Here is an 18,636-nt window from a genome sequence, read left to right as displayed (position 1 = left end):
AAGTTTATTGCGCTAAAAATAGACCATATTGCGCGATATCGACATTACCACCGCTGATAATAATACCAATTTTTTTGCCTTTTAACTTATCTCCAAATTGACGAGCAGCCGCTAAACTTAAACAGCCAGTTGGCTCTACAATTATTTTCATTCGCTGAGCGTAAAACTGCATAGCCAAAATTAATTCTTCATCTGTTGCCGTTAAAATATCGTTCACATGGTTACGAATAATCTCAAAAGTATAATTGCCTAAGTGCTGCGTTTGCGCACCGTCTGCAATTGTTTTCGGTGTATCAATATGAATGATTTCGCCTTTGCGTAATGATTGTTGTCCGTCATTTCCGGCTAAAGGCTCCACGCCAAATATTTTACAATCTGGTGAGAGAGCTTTGGTTGATAATAAAGAGCCAGAAAGTAAGCCACCACCACCTAATGGAACAAATAGCATATCTAATGCACCCACTTCATCAAACAGCTCTTTTGCGGCAGTACCTTGTCCAGCAATAATATGAGGATGATCGTAAGGTGGAATTAATGTTAGGCCTTCCTTTTGTGCCAGTTGTTGCCCAATTTCTTCACGATCTTCTGTATAACGGTTATAGGTGATCACGCGACCACGATAGCCTTTTGTGGCTTCCATTTTTGCCTTTGGTGCATCTTCAGGCATGATAATTGTTGCAGGAATACCTAATAGCTTTGCCGATAAAGCTATAGCTTGTGCATGGTTGCCTGATGAGAAAGTCACGACACCATTTTTACGTTGTTCTGCGGTAAATTGAGATAACGCATTCATCGCACCACGAAATTTAAATGCACCCATTCGCTGAAAGTTTTCACATTTAAAATAAAATTGCGCCCCTGTTAGCTCATTAATAGTGCGAGAGGTTAAAACCGGTGTTTTATTAAGATATGGCAGAATGCGTTGATGAGCTTCAGTAACATCTTTATAAGTGGGAGCAAGTAACTTATTCATAAGATTATTCCTTAATAACAACAGCTTCAATTTCAATTTTACTCCTAAAATGTAGCTCTTTTACACCCGCCACTAATCTTGCTGGTCTATGCTCGCCAATCCATTTTGCATATAACTCATTAACGATAGGCCATTCATTAATATCTGTCACATAGACTTTAACTTGAGCAATATCGGTTTTCTTTGCATTTATTCCGATAAGGCAAGCTTGTAAATTTTCAAGGACTTGTGTGATTTGTGCTTCAACAGGTTTGTCTGCTAAAGGTTTACCTTGTTTATCTAAGGGTAATAACCCTGAAATAAACGACATATTGTTTGCAGTCACGACATGAGAGTAATGCCCACCAGGTAAAGAGAGTGCTTCAATATTTTGTTGGATAATATGTGAGGTCATTGTGTTTTCCTATTTCACTTAAGTTAGATAAAATGTACATCTGGTTATACATAACGTCTATCATTAGATCAATAGTTTACTTTTTTATAAAAAAGTAAGAGTACGCGTAGAATAAGGAGAAGCTAATTTATCTTCAGGAGTAACTAAATTTCGTTCAGCGATTTCTTTCACTGCATCTTTTATTTTAGAAAAATCAACTTTATTTTCTGATAAAATATTGTAAATATATTCAGCTATTAAACAATAAGTTTCATATTTTGAATGTGAATCATTAGCAATTCCTAATTCATCTATTGCTTTTACAACTTCAGGGATATCTTGTAAATGTTGGATTATCGTGCTTTGAGCCGCATTATTATCTAAATCTAGATTAAATTTTTTAGAAATTAAAAAAAATAAAATTTTTTTAGTCTCTTTGTTCATAATAAATTTTTCATCATGATATAGATTGTCAATTTCTCGATTAATTCTTGAAGAAGGAAAAATTTTTATTTCATTTTCCCACCAGTCTGAAATATATCCATCTATTTTTCCATAAGCTTTATTTAATAATTTTATTGATTTTTCTCTGTTTTCGGTATTAATTTTGTAAGAGGATATTTTGGTGGGTGTATAAAGTTTTAGTATTTTTGATAGTAATTCACGACTAATTTCTGCAATATTTATACTAACCTTTTTTCCATTACAACCACAAGATATGTCTTTTAAAGGGGTGTTTTTAATATCTTTAATATTATTAAAAAGTTTCGTATAACCTTTTAAATTATAGTCATTAAAAAAAGCTCCTGTATTTTGCTTTTTAATTACAAAGCTATTGGAAATATTTTTCATAAAAACTCCTTTTGTCATTAAAGGAAATTTTGACAGAATAAATGATAAAATCTTTCATAAATAAAACAAATAAATCTAATAAGAAACAGGTAAAAACATATCACTACTTTTTTATAATATTAAGTATAAGGTTTAATAAGAACAACGTGTTATTTTCCACGCTGTATAAATCGCCATTAATGGTGCTAATGCTAAAAATAAAAAGAATTTTGTCTTAAACGATAAAAGCAAAAACCGCACAATAAAGCGCGGTTACTGTTCTGTCCTTAGAAGTTTAGCTTAGTTTTTACAATGTAATCGCAGAAGCTTTCCAAATTCGTTGCATATATTCTGTTACCGCACGATCCGCAGAAAAATAACCCATTTGGCAGATATTTAACGCAGATTTTCTCAACCAGGCATCTTCATCTTGATAGAGAACATCAACACTATCTTGAGTATCAACATAACTACGATAATCGGCTAATACCTGATAATGATCGCCAAATTCAATTAAGCTATCGAAAATTGATTTGTACTTATCAGGATCCGTTGGGTTAAAGAAACCATTAGCGATTTGATTAAGCACAGTGTGTAACTCAATATCTTCATCGTAATAACGACGAGGGGAATAACGCTGTCTTAATTCCGCCACTTCTTGTGCATTGTGGCCAAAGATAAACATATTATCGAAACCAACATGTTCGCCAATTTCAATATTCGCGCCATCAAGTGTACCGATGGTTAATGCACCATTTAGGGCAAATTTCATATTTCCTGTACCAGAAGCTTCTGTTCCTGCTAATGATATTTGTTCAGATAAATCTGCCGCAGGGATAATATGTTGCGCTAAACTTACGCCGTAATTAGGAATAAAGATCACTTTTAGTTTATCTTTAATACGCTCGTCATTATTAATCTTACTTGCAATATCGTTGATAAGATTGATAATTTTCTTCGCATTATAATAGGCTGAAGCAGCCTTACCGCCAAAAATAAATACGCGAGGTACCCAGTTTTTCTCTGGATTTTCTAAAATGCGATTATAACGAGTGATAATACCTAACACATTCAGAAGTTGACGTTTATATTCATGAATACGTTTGATTTGTACATCAAACAGTGCATCAGGATTAATATCAATCTTTAAATCTTCCTTAATGATCTGAGCAAGATTTTGTTTATTGATACGTTTTGAATCTTTTAATTGGTGCAAGAAATTTTTATCTTTTACCAATGGCATTAATTCACCCAATTGCTCTAAATTAGTTCGCCAGTTTGTACCAATATGGCTATCAATTACTTTAGAGAGAGAAGGGTTTGCTAATGCCAACCAACGACGTGGTGTGATCCCATTGGTAATATTGCAGAATTTCTTAGGATAGATCATCGCAAAATCAGCAAATAAAGATTGCACCATTAGTTGGCTATGAAGTTCAGAAACACCATTAACCTGATGACTAATAATAACCGCTAACCATGCCATACGAACATTACGGCCATTCTCTTCATCAATAATAGAAACACGACGCAATAAATCGTTATCGTTAGGGAATTGTGCTCTAACTTGTTTCAAGAATTTATCATTGATTTGGAAAATGATTTGTAAATGGCGAGGAAGCGAACGGCCTAGCATGTCAACAGGCCAAGTCTCTAATGCTTCACCCATTAATGTATGGTTGGTGTATGAGAATATATGAATAGTTTGTTCCCATGCCTCATCCCAGCTAAATCCATGATTATCAATCAGCTGACGCATTAACTCAGGAATAGCAAGAACAGGGTGAGTATCATTAAGATGAATTGCAATAAAATCTTTTAAATTATCAAAGCGTTGATGCAGATGATAATGACGTTGCAAAATATCTTGAACAGAAGCACTCACTAAGAAATATTCTTGCTGTAAACGCAACATTTTACCTGACATTGTTGAATCATCAGGATAGAGAATACGAGAGATATTTTCAGAGCGATCTTTTGCTTCTGTTGCTTCTAGATATTCACCTTTATTAAATTTACCTAAGTTAAACGCAACATTTGATTTGGCTGACCACAAACGAATGGTATCTGTCGCTTGGGTGTTATAACCAGGAACAATAGAATCATAAGGTTGTGCCATAACATTAAAGGTATCGACCCAATAATTTTTCTCACCTTCTTGTTGCAAACGTCCGCCAAAATCCACTTCAAATTGCAGATCATGACGAGGGAATTCCCAAGGATTACCTTTTTCAAGCCAGTTATCCGCAACTTCATGTTGTTCGCCATTTTTAATTTGTTGGCGGAACATTCCGTATTCATAACGAATACCATAACCTGTAACGGGATAACCTAGTGTGGCACAAGAATCAAGGAAGCATGCAGCCAATCGACCTAAACCCCCATTACCTAAACCTGGATCGGGCTCGAGTTCGATTTGTTTTTCAAGATCAAGACCTAACTCTTTTAATGCCTCTTTGACTTCGTGATAAACACCTAAAGAGAGCATGGCGTTTGTCAAAAAGCGCCCCATGAGAAACTCCATCGAAATGTAATAAACTTGTTTTACTTTCGGTGAAAGCTCTGCTTTGGTCGATTTTAACCAACGCTCTACTAAACGGTCTCTAATAGCGTAAGAGGTTGCATTTAACCAATCTGTTGGTGTTGCATATTTTGGCGACGTACCAACGATAAACATAAGTTTATAAACAATGGAACGCTTTAATGATTCAATATCCTTATCGGGTGATAAATAATCAAATTCACATAAATTTTTCATTATAAATCTCTTTTTGTTATCCACTGGTTCAAATAGACTTCATGTCTATAAATTTTGATACAGTGTCGCATACGTTTTTGCCGCGGTTTCCCAACTAAAAATAGTTTGATTCATGCCATCAGTTTGAGCTTGTTGCCACTGTTTAGGCATACCCCATAAGGTAAAGGCTCGGTTTATAGCTTGACGCAGAGAGTCAGGAGTCGCTTCATAGAAAACAAAACCAGTCGCTTGGTGATGCGCTAAATTTTCTAATGAACAATCATTAACCGTATCGGCTAATCCACCTGTGTGTCTTACTAAAGGTAGGGCTCCATATTTCAAGCCATATAACTGAGTTAACCCACAAGGTTCAAAACGACTAGGCACCATAATCACATCAGCACCTGCGACAACTTGGTGTGAAAAACTCTCGTCATAGCCAATATGTACCGCTACATTTTGCGGATACTGTTGTTGTGCATGTAAAAATGCCGCTTCAAGGTGACTATCGCCAGTACCTAATAAAATAAACTGACCGCCTTGTTCAACGATATCAGGGAGCGTTTCAATCACTAAATCGAGCCCTTTTTGCGAAGTTAAACGACTGACAGCTGCAAAAAGTGGGGCGCTATTGTTAACAGGTAAACCACATTTTTTCTGTAATGCGGTTTTATTTTCTAAACGCTTATTCAGGTTTTTAACATCGTAACGACGCGTAATTAAGCCGTCTGTTGCAGGATCCCAAACGGCCTCATCAATACCATTTAAGATGCCACTTAATCGCTGTTCATAAGCGCGTTGGCGTAATAATCCCTCTAAACCGTAACCAAACTCGTGAGTGGTTATCTCTTTGGCATAAGTGGGGCTGACTGTCGTAATATGGTTAGCATAAAAAAGACCTGCTTTTAGGAATGAAATTTGCCCGTAATATTCCAGCCCATTAATTGAAAAACTGTAATCAAGTAATTCAAGCTGATGCAGATGATAGGGTGAAAACTCGCCTTTATAAGCCAGATTATGAACAGTAAAAACAGATTTTGCGGAGTAATGTTTAACCGCGAGATAAGCACAAGCTAGTCCTGCATGCCAATCATGAGCATGAACAACATCCGCTCGCCATAAGGGATCTAATCCCGCTGATAGCTCACTTGCCACCCAACCTAACAGGGCAAAACGAAAAACATTATCACCATAAGGATGTTGATGTTGATCGTGATAAGGACTACCTGTACGTTGATAAAGATGAGGTGCATCAATAAGATAAATATCAACACCGTGGTATTGTCCGTAAAGCAGAGAAACATTACCTGCAAACGTATCGATATTAGTCACTAATTTGAGATCGGGAATATTATCTTTGATAGCAGGAAACGCGGGAATAACCACCCGCGCATCTAAGCCTATTTTTTTCTGAGCTAAAGGCAAAGAGCCCATAACATCAGCTAATCCCCCTGTTTTTAGCAGAGGGAATAATTCAGAACAACAGTGAAGGACATTCACGAAAATGCCTCCTCATTTTGAGGTTTTTGTTCTGCACTTGTTTCAGTTGGATTTTCTTTTTCTTTACGTGCTAGTTGCTCAAGCATTTCTCTTGTTATAAGCACGATGCCTTCTTCAGTGCGGTGGAAACGCGCAGCATCTTCTTCTGCATTCATCCCAATCACTGTGCCTTCTGGAATTGTACAGCTACGTTCAATAATGCAGCGTTTTAAGTAGCAATGATGGCTCACCGTCACATCAGGTAAAATCACAGAATCTTCAATATGGCAGAAAGATTCAACACGAACTAATGGGAATAGAATAGATGAATAGAGCGTTGAACCATTGATAATACAGCCGTCAGCAATCAGCGAGTTCATCATTTGTCCATGTTCACCATGATTATCTTGAACAAACTTGGCTGGTGGTAAAGGTGTCATAAAGGTGCGGATTGGCCAATCTTTCGCATACATATCAAGCTCTGGTGTTACAGAGGCTAAGTCGAGGTTAGCTGCCCAATATGCTTCAATAGTACCTACATCGCGCCAGTATGGTGGTACTGAAGGATCTGAGCTGACACAAGAGAGTTCAAATGGGTGGGCAAGAACATCACCACGTTCTGTGATCTTAGGAATGATATCTTGGCCAAAGTCATGATGTGAATTTGGATCGCCGCTATCTTCTTCCAATAAATCAAAGAGATAATCTCTATCTACCACATAAATACCCATACTTGCTAATGAGTGTTCTGGATCATCAGGAATACAAGGTGGGTTTGATGGTTTTTCTAAGAAATTGAGCACTCTACGATTTTCATCGATATCCATAATACCAAATTGGAATGCATCGTCTTTAGGAACACGAATACAAGCTACGGTGAATTTTGATTTGTTTTCAACGTGATCAAGTAATAAACGCGCATAGTTCATTTTATAAATATGGTCGCCAGCTAAAATCACGACATATTTTGCTTTGTAACTACGAAGAATATCGAGGTTTTGATAGATAGCATCAGCTGTACCCATATACCAATGTTCGGTATTACGACGTTGCTGAGCGGGTAATAAATCAACGAACTCATTCATATCTTCGTTAAAGAATGACCAACCACGTTGAATATGTTGAACCAAAGAGTGCGATTGATATTGGGTGATTACACCAATACGACGAATTCCTGAGTTAAGACAGTTTGATAGCGTAAAGTCAATAATTCGAAATTTCCCACCAAAGAAAACCGCCGGTTTTGCACGTTTTGAAGTCAATGCTTTTAAGCGTGTACCACGACCTCCCGCTAAAACGAGTGCAATTGCCTCTTTAGGAAGTTGTTGTGCCAACATTAATTTTTGGCCTTGTTCTGTTGTCATCATAGTTATAGCACTCCAATCAAATTACTTAACTTGGGAGGAAATAATGGGTAATTTTTCAGTAGAAGACTGAGTATAAAAAACGCTATTTCGCCAAAGGGTGATACTGTTAGGTTGTATTTCACAATGCTGAGATTGTGTCGGGTGACAATCAGGCCAGCTAACCGTATCAAGCAAGCAAGACCAAGACCCTTCAGGTAAAGAAAAAACAGCGCTGTTTCTTAATGGGTTAAACATTAAGATCCATTGTTGCGCTAAAAGAAGTTGTAATGGTGAGGGTGGAAGTTGTTGCCATTCTTCATGACTCATAGGTTGAGCATTCTGATTTAACCAAACCACGTTTTGGCTATCTTCTTCCCACCACTTAAGCGAACTTAAAGGTGTAATTTGGTGACGTAATTCAATAAGGTGGCGAATGTAATCAGTTAAATCATAAGGTTGTTGAAACCATTTGATCCAACTGACTTTATTATCCTGACAATAAGCGTTGTTATTACCATATTGCGTATTACCCACTTCATCACCGGCGAGTAAATGAGGTGTTCCTCTAGAAAGCAGTAAGGTTGCAAGCATATTCCGAGTTGCAAGCAATCTGTGTTGACTTATTTTTTCGTTGACTATCAAACCTTCTTCACCAAAATTCACACTGTAATTGGTGTTATGTCCATCTAGGTTTGATTCTCCATTCTCCTCGTTATGTTTGTTCTGATAACTCACTAAATCCCGTAGTGTAAAGCCGTCGTGGCTTGTTATCATATTGACGCTAGAATAGGGAGGTCTACCGTTTTTGTGATACAGCTTTGCAGAGCCCGTAATATTGTCTGCAAATGTCGCAATAGCCACATCACGCCATAACCAAAAACGACGAATAACATCGCGATAGCCATCATTCCATTCTGTAAATGGAACAGGGAAATTACCGACTTGATAACCATCAGAGCCTAAGTCCCAAGGCTCTGCGATAAGTTTGATACGTGACAGCAGCGGATCTTGTCGTATCGCTGTCAGTAGTGGTGATTGAGTATCAAAATAAGGAACTCGACCAAGACTTGTCGCTAAATCAAAACGAAAACCATCGATATGAAATTCTGTCACCCAATAACGCAGGCAATCCATAACCCACTGCACTGTTTCAGGGCGACTTAAATTTAGAGTATTGCCACAGCCAGTCCAATTTTGTGCTTTATTTTCGTCGTTTAGCCAATAATAGCTTTGATTATCAATACCGCGCTGCGAAACAATATAACCTTCATATTGATCACTTAATTCTGCTGTGTGGTTGAATACCACATCTAAAATCACTTCAATATTGGCTTTGTGTAAACACCTTACTGCTTCTCGGAATTCATCCATAATATTCCGACCTGTGTTGGAATAATATTGTGTCGATAAAGCAAAGGGCGCTAATACGTTATAACCCCAATAATTTTTTAATCCGATTTTATGAAGATGTGGCTCTGTTAAATGGTATTGAACGGGTAACAGTTCTAATGCTGTAATACCTAATTTTTGCAAATGCGTAATAAAGGCAGGATGCCCTAATGCTGCATAAGTGCCCGCAATTTTCTCGGGTATTTCAGGATGAAGCTTTGTCAGCCCTTTTACATGTCCTTCGTAAATAATGGTTTCTGACCACGGCGTATTTAAACGCTGATACGTGCCTTTTTCTTTATAAGAATGGCAAAAACAACCACTATCATCTGTGATAACTGCTTTAGGTGTAATCGCACTATCATCATGCTCTAATGCATTAAAAACAGGGGAGGTGTAAGGCAATGTATTATCAACAATACCTGTCACCTGTTTTGCATAGGGATCTAATAATAGTTGCTGAGGTTGATAGAACAATCCTTGCTCTGGGTTCCATTCGCCTTCTACACGATAACCATAATGTAAACCTGGCCCTGCACCAGGCAAATATCCATGCCAAATTGCGCCCGTTTTACCTGGTAATGGGTAGCGGATCTCTTTGCCTGCTTTATCAAACAGGCAAAGAATGACTTTAGTGGCATTTTCACTAAAGAGTGTAAAGTTTACTCCATAGCCATCATAATGACTTCCCATAGGAAAATGGCGACCATAATCTAAAGACATATTAATCCTTCAATCTTAAATACAGCGTCGCAAGCGGAGGCAGTGACAATGGCAAGGAGTGAGGTTTGCCATTAAATGTACTTGCGGTTGCTTCTATTTCACCTAAATTTCCTACATTACTGCCGTTATAAAACTCAGAATCACTGTTAAGAATTTCCTGATAAGTACCTGCTTTATTTACGCCGACAACGTAATTGTGATGAACAACAGGCGTGAAATTACTGATAATAATAATTTCATTGCCTTGCGCATCTTTACGGCAAAAAGCAAAGACAGAGTTATCGTGATCATCAACGGTAAGCCATTCAAAGCCTTCGCGTTCAAAATCACATTCATAAAGCGGAGCATTAGCTTGATAGGAAAGATTTAAATCACGTACAAAGTGTTGAACACCTTGATGTGGGCTATTTGGTTCTTCGAGAAGATGCCAATCTAAGCTACTGTCGTGGTTCCATTCACGCCATTGTGCAAACTCACATCCCATAAATAGCAGTTTTTTGCCGGGATAAGCCCACATAAAACCGAGATATGCACGTAAATTGGCAAATTTTTGCCAATCATCGCCCACCATGCGGCCAATCAACGAACCTTTACCATGCACAAATTCATCATGAGAAAGAGGCAGAACAAAGTTTTCGTTATAGGCATAGAGCATGCCAAAGGTCATTTGATTGTGGTGAAATTTACGGTAGATAGGATCACGTTGCATATAAGCTAACGTGTCATGCATCCAACCCATATTCCATTTGTAATTAAAACCTAAGCCACCATCATCAGGCGGTAAGGTAACACCCGGGAAATCAGTAGATTCTTCTGCAATTGTGACAGTACCGGGGCAAGTTGTGCCCAGTAATTTATTGGTATGGCGAATAAAATCAATGGCTTCTAAATTCTCACGTCCACCGTGTTTATTGGGTATCCATTCGCCTTCTTTTCGGCTGTAATCACGATAAAGCATGGAGGCAACAGCATCGAAACGGAAACCATCTAGTGCAAAATGCTCATGCCAATACAATAAATTACCAGAAAGGTAATTCAGCACTTCATTGCGCCCATAGTTATAAATTAAAGTATTCCAATCGGGATGAAAGCCTTCACGTCTATCCGCATATTCATAGAGTGATGTGCCATCAAAATTACGTAAACCGTAATCATCTTCAGGGAAATGACCCGGAACCCAATCTAAAATAACGTTAATTTCTGCTTGATGTGCTGCTTCAATAAAGTCACGGAAATCCATTGGGGAGCCAAAGCGACGAGTTGGTGAATATAACCCTAATGGTTGATATCCCCATGAGCCATCAAAAGGATGCTCATTAATAGGGAGCAACTCAATATGAGTAAAACCCATTTCTTTAACATATGGAATTAACTGTTCAGCTAATTCGCGATAGCTTAACCAGCTTTGATCGTCAGTATGTCTACGCCATGAACCTAAATGAACTTCATAAATAGACATAGGTGCATTACGCTGATTCGCTTGCTGACGCGATAATGGCATTGGTTTGATTGGTGGTAATGTATTGATAATTGATGCGGTTTCAGGGCGTATTTGTGTTTCAAAAGCATAAGGATCGGCTTTTAATCGACGTTCACCATTCGCATCAAGAATAGAATATTTATAACAATCACCTAGATGAGCTTGTGGAAGGAAGAGCTCCCATATTCCACTTTCACGGCGTAATCGCATTGGAAAACGACGTTCATCCCAAAATGAGAAATCGCCTACAACACTTACGCTTTTTGCGTTGGGCGCCCATACTGCAAAAGTAATACCATCGATATCACCCAGTTTTGCAGGGTGTGCACCTAAACATTGGTAAGGTCGGGAGTGATGGCCTTGCGCTAAAAACCAAATATCCATTTCTTGCAATAAAATGCCAAATTGATAGGGATCATCAACGACACCTTGTGCATTTTCCCACGTTACATCTAAACAGTAACTAAAACGGCGTTTACGTCGGGGGATAGCACCACAGAAAAAACCACTAGGGTGCTTACGCTCTAGTGTTGCTACTTTTCGGCCATTTTTTCTATCGATGACACTGACTGCAACTGCATCTGGTAAAAAAGCACGAACCTCTAAACCTGCCGATGTTTCATGCATACCAAGAAGTGCAAAAGGATCAGATTCATACCCATTAATTAGTTTTTCTATTGCTTTTTTTGTCACAGCTACAGACATCTTATCGTCCTTCGTTGCTAGCAAATAAATTAATAAATTTTATATATAAATATCAGCATAGAACGTTAATTTAAGTTAAACAATAAGTGTTTATAACAGATTATTTAAAATCAAAATAATTTAAATAAGTTAATTTACTTATTTCTTTAGCTTAATATATTGAGTTTAAATAAATTTAATAATATGACAGAGAAAGATCGCGAATTATAAAAACAGCACGATTAGCGTTTTTACCTATTCACAAAAAGAAGATAAACATTAGATGTTTTTAATAAAATAGCTGTAAATTAGTTGTAAAAAGTATAATGCATAGGATTGAAATCGCTATTTCTATGAAAAAAAATTACTTATTTCATTAGTGAAATTAACTTTTTTGTTGGGTGAGCCATTGTTCAAAATCAAGATGTGTTTTGGTTTTTTGTACACCCAATGGTGTTAAAGCGTAGTAGCTTATCGGTACAATTTGGATATTTGGAAATAACACTTTTAAAGTACCGCTATTTATTTCATTCGACAAAATCGAAACAGGGCCAATACCGAGGCCTAATCCTTCAATAATGGCTTGAAGAGAAATATGAAAGTGATCAAAGCGATAGTGACGTGAGAATGAACGCTGAGTATTAAGATGAGTCGCCATTAACCATTGTTGCCAATGACCAGGGCGGGTAAGTGTATCAATAACGGGGCAGTCAAAAACATCTTCAAATCTAGTGACATTGTAACGTTTTAAGAATTTTTCAGAAGCAATTAAACAATGTTTATCCTCTAAAAAAACAACGGATGAATACTCTTGTTGCTGAGGTTGAGGGCGAATAATCAGATCATCATGACTAATCAAATGAAATCGCTCGCTATTTGCAGAAGCAACTTGGATATTTGCATTAGGATATTGAAGATAAAAATCCTCCATTCGCGGAATAAGCCATTTTAAACAAAGTGTTGTAGGAACACTGATATTTAAAATATCGTTTTTTCCACCATTACCATAACGAAAACCAATATCATTTAATTTATCAAAAACGTCACTTAACTCTTGCGCTAGCGTCAATGCATAAGGAGTGGGTACGCGGCGTAAACCTTGTTTATTGAATAAGGTGACACCAAACCATTTTTCTATAACTTGGATATGACGACTGATCGCACCATGAGTGACACATAATGTCTGTGCGGCTTCAGTATAACTTTGGCTATGGCAAGCGACTAAGAAAGCACGCAATGAAGGTAATGGAGGAAGGTTTCTCATCATAATTTTCTCATTATAGTTTATTCATCATAAATAAAGCGGCTTTCTGATTAAAACTCACAATACCGTGACATTTTATCACAGGTAAAAATAAAGAAGACGGGTATGATACAACGTCTTTAACTTATTGAACTTAAAGGATGATAATGAGTTTTATCGCGGTTATTTTATTGGCTGTATTGTCTGGTGTAATCAGTGGCGTTGTAGGAACGGGCTCTTCTATTTTATTAATTCCCGCTTTGACTTATGTATTTGGTGCTAAGGAAGCCGTACCGATTATGGCATTAGCGTCAGTGATGGGAAATTTATCACGTATTTATTTATGGCGTCACAGTATTCGCTTTAAACCACTATTTTATTATCTATTACCCAGTATTCCAGCCGTTATTCTTGGTGCTAATACATTATGGATAATGTCTGAAAAATGGCTAAATATTGGTATGGGAATATTTTTTATATTGATGATCCCCGTGATCCACTTATTACGCAAACATCAAATCAAAATGAAAACTTACCAAGTTATTATTGCGGGTGCAGTTATCGGCTATTTAACAGGGATTGTGTTTTCTACAGGACCATTAACTATTCCAATATTCTCTGCATATGGTCTGACATTAGGGCCATTACTTGCAACTGAAGCAGCTGCCTCATTTGTTATTTATCTCACTAAAGCCCTGACATTTAGCCAACTAGGTGCAGTTAATAGCTTTATCTTTATTAGTGGAGTGTTAGTAGGTTGTGGCTTAACCGTAGGAAATTACTTTGGTAAAAAACTGGTATTAAAACTGACACCAAAACTTTTTCAATGGCTATTAGATGCCATGCTAATTTTTGCTGGTGGCTCACTGCTATTTAATGGTATTTATTCTTAATAAAATGTAAGCCGCACTTAATGGACTTAAAAAACACCGCTAATTTAAGTCAATTAACGCTAGAATAAGAAAATCAATATTGACGTTTATCTAAACTGTTTTATTTCAAATTCGGAGTATCACAATGACAGAATACGAAAAAATGGTATCAGGTCATCTTTATCATGCTAGTAAAGATGATAGTTTAGAACCACTTAGAGTAAAAGCGCGTGAAATTATTTATGATTTTAATATGACGCGTCCTTCTGACGTTGAAAAGAGAAAGACATATTTAAAACAACTTTTAGGAAAAACGGGCAATAATTTTACTATTGAGCCACCATTTCATTGTGACTATGGTCAGTTAATTGAAATTGGTGAATCATTTTACGCTAATTTTAATCTAACGATATTAGATTATGCTCCAGTAAAAATTGGACACAATGTGATGTGTGCGCCAAATGTCAGTATTTTAACTGCAACTCATCCGATTGATCCTGAAATACGCAACAGTGAATTAGAATATGCATTACCGATTACTATCGGTAATTCAGTATGGTTAGGTGCAGGGTGTATTATCTTACCTGGTGTGACTATTGGTGATAATTGCGTTATAGGTGCCGGCAGTGTAGTCACAAAATCTATTCCAGCTAATTGCGTTGCTGTTGGAAATCCTTGTCGAGTGATAAGACAAATTAGCGATAAAGATAAACAAGATGCTGAGAAAAAGCTTAGTCTTTATTAATATTTAAAAAATAGGCTCAACAAACATGATTGAGCCTATTCATATAGCTGCTTTTATTCTTTAATAAAACTAAGATAGTTAAAGAGCGATTTAAAACCAAACTTACGGTATAGCGCTAAACCATCTGCTGATGCATCTAAGAAGCAACGTTCAACGCCTTGCTCACGGCAAAACTCTAAAACATGCTTAATCAAATGTGTCGCATAACCATTACCTTGATAGGCAATATCTGTCCCAATATCATCAAAACGCGCTAATTTATCGTGTATTGTTAACGTTAATGAAGAGACTGGCTGACCATCAACTAATAACGCGTAATGGAAAATAGCTGCGCCATTATCTAATGCTTTCTGATGATAGCGAATATATTCATTAACAATCGTATCATCACTATCATCTCCTACTGGAAACGCCGTTTTTAATGGGTGTGCCCACTGTTCAAGGTTGTGATTGGTTAAAATGATATCACAAGGATTATTTCTATAAGATGGAAATACCGCTTCCGATAATGTTAAATACATTGCGGTTGTCATACCATCACCGGTATAACCTGCATTTTTTATTATTTCTTCAAACTCAGGCAACAATGACTCGGGTAATACCAAAATATGATTTTTTTTCTGCGAAGTAAAAAGGGTGCTGGCTTGCTGGAATGAACTTTCTGTTGCGCCTTGGCGCAAATAAATAAAGTTAAAAATGGCAGCATCCATTGGTGTCATAAAGCAGTGAGTATGATCACCAATACGAATATTATTTTCACAAATTTCTGACCAAAAGGCTTTTTCTACTATTTTAAATTCTTTATACAGTTGTGCATCCATAATGGTTCTCTAGCTGAATCGTGATACGCGATAAGGCGTTAATAGAGGTTCCGCTTTTTCGTAAATAAGTTCTTGTGCAACTAATTCACATAATAAAGGTGACAGTGTCACGGCGGCGTGCATAGTAACAAGATATAATCTCTGATAAGGAGATATTTCTCCAATAATTGGCATTTCATCTTTAGGCATAGGCCTTTCACCGACAGCAATCTGTTTTATTGTTAGTTTACCTGTTTGTGTAAAATTATCATAAAAAGTCGCTTGTGCTTGGCATGCAATACGCTCAGGGTGATGTACATCACTATTATCAATGTAATCTTCAGCTGCAATAGTCTCATTTTGAGCAAAATGGCGTAACTCCATCTCTGGTGTGAAGATAAATGCAAGATAAAGGTAAAAATGAAAAACAACTTAGAGTAATGGTTTTGGTAAATATAATCTTTTTTATTCCCTCGCTTTTCGTGCTAATTAACTCACCTAATATCAATAAAAACACTTATTTTTCATAAAATTAATGAGTAAGGCTGTTTTAATGTTAAAAATAAAATATCGCCTAAGGTCACAAAAAGAATAATGCACCATAACATAAAACAAACAATAGGGTATTGCATCTGAATTTAATTCACTATGCAGTTTATAATTCCATATATGTGACCTTAATTAGATACTAAGTCTGTATAAATTTTAATTTCAGCATCATACTATAACACACATTTAAATTGGTTTTTTAATCCAAAATTAATTGTAAAAAAAGGCTTATAAACTGCTTTTTACATACAAAAGCAGAGTAACTAACTTATCTTTAGATGGTATAAAGATTATTGTTTTACAAAAAAAATATTGTAGATATGATAGCTCACATATTCAGCATGTTATTTTTTTAAAAAAGGCGTCGTATGTTAGAAAGTATCGGTATTTCAAATATTTGGACATACCTTTTAGGCGTTATTTTTATTACTTTAGTACCAGGTCCAAACTCGATTTTCGTCCTTACTTCCAGTGCGAAGCATGGCGTAAAAGGGGGGTATAAAGCCGCTCTTGGTGTTTTTACGGGTGATGCATTATTAATCTTTTTGGCATTTTTGGGGGTTGCTTCATTAGTCAAGACTTCACCCGTCTTCTTTATTGTCATTAAATATGCTGGTGCACTTTATTTAACCTATTTAGGGTTAAAAACGTTATATGCAACGTTCCAAAAGAAAAAAGAGACGCCAGAACAAGTGTCTGAAGTAACTGTAAAAACAAAAGATGGTCTTTATGTTAAGGCGTTATTTTTGAGTATGCTTAACCCAAAAATGATCATTTTTTATGTTTCTTTCTTTATTCAGTTTATCGATCCTAAGTATGAAAATGCGGGTGTTCCATTCTTTGTATTAGGTGCGATTTTAGAAACATGCAGTATGCTTTATTTATCAGTTCTTATATTTGGCGGTGTTGCTATTACTAATAAAGTAAAACATAACAAACGGTTAGCTTCATTATCAAATAGTTGTATTGGTGCAGTGTTCTTACTTTTTGGTGCCAAGCTGGCGTTAACTGCATAATCTTTTTTTAACTTAAAAAGCCACTTTTGAAAGTGGCTTTTTTTTGCTACAAATAAATGGCTATTTCAATAGATTATTTAATAACAACTTCTAGTATTGAGTTATATGTTCCTGTTTTAATCACTTTATTGATTTTCAAATCTGCTTGATCTAGTAAAGCAATAAATTCATCTTCTGTACGTTCACCTGATTCAGGAAATGCAGACATGCATAGAAGATCCATATATTTAGCCATATCAGGTACATTCTTTTTAAAAATAACCGGTTCAATAATAAGTATTTTTGAATTAGGCTTCATTGCGTTACGGAAGTTTTTAAAAAATTTAATGACGCTTTCATCATCCCAATCATGAATAATATATTTTATTAAATAAATATCAGATTCTGGATACTCTCCAAATAAATCACCTGATATTAATTTCCAGCGACTATCGTCATTTAATTCAGTCAATAACGTTCTTTCCAACACATGTGGCCTATCAAATAATTGTCCCTTCAGAGTCGGATTTTCTTTTAATACGTTTAATAACAGCCCACCCAATCCGCCAGCAATATCTGTGATAGTTATATCTTCAGGAAATTCGTAATGCTTAATAATAAAATAATTTTCTATCTTTGAAAGTGAGTTCATACCTGCTTGAAAATCATGATCATCTCTTACATTATCTTGCCAATATTGATAAAAAGGCATGCCATATAAGTTTTCAAAAGCGGGGTTGCCCTGAACTGACTCAATAACATCACCTACTGGGCGCCATAGCGTTTCATTTGTTAACATTAATACGGCATCACGCAAGCTATATTCATGGTCGCTTAATAAAAAGTATCCCGCAGGAGCAAGAGAATAGCGAGATCCTTCTGACTCAGAGAATATACCTTCAGAAGCTAACATTCTTAATATTCTATTTAAAACAACAGGGATGGAGTTTGTTTTTTCTGCAAGTTCATTAATATTCTTAGAACCTTCTTTTAATAAATCTGCGATATTTAATTTAGCAGCAACTCTTAATGCGGCAGGAATAGTAAAGCTCATTGCTTTTTTCATTACTGCCAGCGCATCAGCTTTGTTTTGTAAATTGAGTGCATAATTTTTCATATTAAATCCTGAAATTACAGAATAACTAAGAATTGACCTAAGTAAAAATTCAAAAAATCAAATAAAGTATAGACGGTAATTTAAATTTTATATTTTTTTATAACTTTTAATATGAAACTATAGTTTTTAAATGTGATGATATTTTTGATTGACTAACTTCTTCTAAAAAACAATTAAACTCTTTTGCCAAATATTATCTTCTTTGTCTACGATAAAAGGTAGAAGGTTCAATTCAAAAAAAAGCAAGAAATAGAGTGCGTAATACACTTATCTTCACGTTATACTGACATAAATATTTTA

15 protein-coding genes are annotated in these 18,636 nt (G+C 36.2%); 3 read left to right on the top strand and 12 right to left on the bottom strand.

Annotated features, from left to right (window positions below):
• Positions 1 to 4 precede the first annotated feature (4 nt).
• The 9 genes from ACNART_RS01600 to ACNART_RS01560 form a co-directional block, all read right to left on the bottom strand.
• The gene (locus tag ACNART_RS01600) at positions 5 to 973 is read right to left on the bottom strand and encodes a threo-3-hydroxy-L-aspartate ammonia-lyase (RefSeq protein ID WP_198619497.1); all 969 of its coding nucleotides are present in this window, start codon (positions 971 to 973) and stop codon (positions 5 to 7) included.
• 4 nt (positions 974 to 977) lie between these two features.
• Positions 978 to 1,367, bottom strand: a complete 390-nt coding sequence (locus tag ACNART_RS01595) for a RidA family protein (protein WP_368926733.1) — start codon at positions 1,365 to 1,367, stop codon at positions 978 to 980.
• Between the two features lie 84 nt (positions 1,368 to 1,451).
• Positions 1,452 to 2,198: a hypothetical protein gene (locus ACNART_RS01590; protein ID WP_368926734.1), complete on the bottom strand. Its 747-nt coding sequence runs from the start codon at positions 2,196 to 2,198 to the stop codon at positions 1,452 to 1,454.
• 286 nt (positions 2,199 to 2,484) lie between these two features.
• Entirely contained in the window at positions 2,485 to 4,935 is a 2,451-nt protein-coding gene (glgP, locus tag ACNART_RS01585; protein WP_198619500.1) for a glycogen/starch/alpha-glucan family phosphorylase, read from the bottom strand.
• 45 nt (positions 4,936 to 4,980) lie between these two features.
• Entirely contained in the window at positions 4,981 to 6,414 is a 1,434-nt protein-coding gene (glgA, locus tag ACNART_RS01580; protein WP_416303417.1) for a glycogen synthase GlgA, read from the bottom strand.
• The gene (glgC, locus tag ACNART_RS01575) at positions 6,411 to 7,760 is read right to left on the bottom strand and encodes a glucose-1-phosphate adenylyltransferase (protein ID WP_368926737.1); all 1,350 of its coding nucleotides are present in this window, start codon (positions 7,758 to 7,760) and stop codon (positions 6,411 to 6,413) included. Before glgC ends, glgA begins: the two co-directional genes overlap by 4 nt.
• Positions 7,761 to 7,781: 21 nt before the next feature.
• On the bottom strand, positions 7,782 to 9,851 hold the full coding sequence (glgX, locus tag ACNART_RS01570; RefSeq protein ID WP_368926739.1) for a glycogen debranching protein GlgX: 2,070 nt from the start codon (positions 9,849 to 9,851) through the stop codon (positions 7,782 to 7,784).
• Position 9,852: 1 nt separating this feature from the next.
• Positions 9,853 to 12,036: a 1,4-alpha-glucan branching protein GlgB gene (gene glgB / locus ACNART_RS01565; RefSeq protein WP_368926740.1), complete on the bottom strand. Its 2,184-nt coding sequence runs from the start codon at positions 12,034 to 12,036 to the stop codon at positions 9,853 to 9,855.
• A gap of 364 nt (positions 12,037 to 12,400) precedes the next feature.
• Positions 12,401 to 13,282, bottom strand: a complete 882-nt coding sequence (locus ACNART_RS01560) for a LysR substrate-binding domain-containing protein (protein WP_102086704.1) — start codon at positions 13,280 to 13,282, stop codon at positions 12,401 to 12,403.
• Between the two features lie 143 nt (positions 13,283 to 13,425).
• Here ACNART_RS01560 and ACNART_RS01555 point away from each other — a divergent pair, with 143 nt between their 5' ends.
• Positions 13,426 to 14,151 (top strand): sulfite exporter TauE/SafE family protein, encoded by a 726-nt coding sequence (locus ACNART_RS01555; RefSeq protein ID WP_232806242.1) that lies wholly within the window; start codon positions 13,426 to 13,428, stop codon positions 14,149 to 14,151.
• 124 nt (positions 14,152 to 14,275) lie between these two features.
• The gene (locus tag ACNART_RS01550) at positions 14,276 to 14,875 is read left to right on the top strand and encodes a sugar O-acetyltransferase (RefSeq protein WP_368926742.1); all 600 of its coding nucleotides are present in this window, start codon (positions 14,276 to 14,278) and stop codon (positions 14,873 to 14,875) included.
• 53 nt (positions 14,876 to 14,928) lie between these two features.
• On the opposite strand, the gene ACNART_RS01545 is transcribed toward ACNART_RS01550, so the two are convergent.
• Together ACNART_RS01545 and ACNART_RS01540 are read right to left on the bottom strand one after the other, a co-directional pair.
• Entirely contained in the window at positions 14,929 to 15,696 is a 768-nt protein-coding gene (locus ACNART_RS01545; protein ID WP_196532695.1) for a GNAT family N-acetyltransferase, read from the bottom strand.
• Between the two features lie 9 nt (positions 15,697 to 15,705).
• Positions 15,706 to 16,059 carry an FAD-binding oxidoreductase gene (locus tag ACNART_RS01540; protein WP_102086709.1) on the bottom strand — a complete coding sequence of 118 codons (354 nt, stop codon included), beginning with the start codon at positions 16,057 to 16,059 and terminating at the stop codon, positions 15,706 to 15,708.
• 533 nt (positions 16,060 to 16,592) lie between these two features.
• Here ACNART_RS01540 and leuE point away from each other — a divergent pair.
• Positions 16,593 to 17,240, top strand: coding sequence for a leucine efflux protein LeuE (leuE, locus tag ACNART_RS01535; protein ID WP_102086710.1), 648 nt, complete (start codon positions 16,593 to 16,595; stop codon positions 17,238 to 17,240).
• A 73-nt stretch (positions 17,241 to 17,313) separates the two neighbouring features.
• Here the strand turns inward: leuE and ACNART_RS01530 are convergent, their stop codons facing one another.
• Entirely contained in the window at positions 17,314 to 18,336 is a 1,023-nt protein-coding gene (locus tag ACNART_RS01530; RefSeq protein WP_232799493.1) for a methyltransferase, read from the bottom strand.
• Positions 18,337 to 18,636 lie beyond the last annotated feature (300 nt).

Origin of the sequence: Proteus sp. LHD240705 (assembly GCF_047921555.1) — a bacterium.
In the GTDB taxonomy this organism is placed as follows: Bacteria; Pseudomonadota; Gammaproteobacteria; order Enterobacterales; family Enterobacteriaceae; genus Proteus.
The sequence above is the reverse complement of the archived record's forward strand: the minus strand, read 5'-3'. Positions and strand labels throughout refer to the sequence as shown.

What these genes read in the sequence shown, in the direction of transcription:
- ACNART_RS01560 (WP_102086704.1), bottom strand. Translation starts at nt 13,282, where the DNA reads ATGATGAGAAACCTTCCTCCATTACCTTCATTGCGTGCTTTCTTAGTC.
- glgP (WP_198619500.1), bottom strand. Translation starts at nt 4,935, where the DNA reads ATGAAAAATTTATGTGAATTTGATTATTTATCACCCGATAAGGATATT.
- ACNART_RS01540 (WP_102086709.1), bottom strand. Translation starts at nt 16,059, where the DNA reads ATGGAGTTACGCCATTTTGCTCAAAATGAGACTATTGCAGCTGAAGAT.
- glgC (WP_368926737.1), bottom strand. Translation starts at nt 7,760, where the DNA reads ATGATGACAACAGAACAAGGCCAAAAATTAATGTTGGCACAACAACTT.
- ACNART_RS01600 (WP_198619497.1), bottom strand. Translation starts at nt 973, where the DNA reads ATGAATAAGTTACTTGCTCCCACTTATAAAGATGTTACTGAAGCTCAT.
- ACNART_RS01555 (WP_232806242.1), top strand. Translation starts at nt 13,426, where the DNA reads ATGAGTTTTATCGCGGTTATTTTATTGGCTGTATTGTCTGGTGTAATC.
- ACNART_RS01530 (WP_232799493.1), bottom strand. Translation starts at nt 18,336, where the DNA reads ATGAAAAATTATGCACTCAATTTACAAAACAAAGCTGATGCGCTGGCA.
- ACNART_RS01590 (WP_368926734.1), bottom strand. Translation starts at nt 2,198, where the DNA reads ATGAAAAATATTTCCAATAGCTTTGTAATTAAAAAGCAAAATACAGGA.
- ACNART_RS01545 (WP_196532695.1), bottom strand. Translation starts at nt 15,696, where the DNA reads ATGGATGCACAACTGTATAAAGAATTTAAAATAGTAGAAAAAGCCTTT.
- ACNART_RS01550 (WP_368926742.1), top strand. Translation starts at nt 14,276, where the DNA reads ATGACAGAATACGAAAAAATGGTATCAGGTCATCTTTATCATGCTAGT.
- leuE (WP_102086710.1), top strand. Translation starts at nt 16,593, where the DNA reads ATGTTAGAAAGTATCGGTATTTCAAATATTTGGACATACCTTTTAGGC.
- glgX (WP_368926739.1), bottom strand. Translation starts at nt 9,851, where the DNA reads ATGTCTTTAGATTATGGTCGCCATTTTCCTATGGGAAGTCATTATGAT.
- glgB (WP_368926740.1), bottom strand. Translation starts at nt 12,036, where the DNA reads ATGTCTGTAGCTGTGACAAAAAAAGCAATAGAAAAACTAATTAATGGG.
- ACNART_RS01595 (WP_368926733.1), bottom strand. Translation starts at nt 1,367, where the DNA reads ATGACCTCACATATTATCCAACAAAATATTGAAGCACTCTCTTTACCT.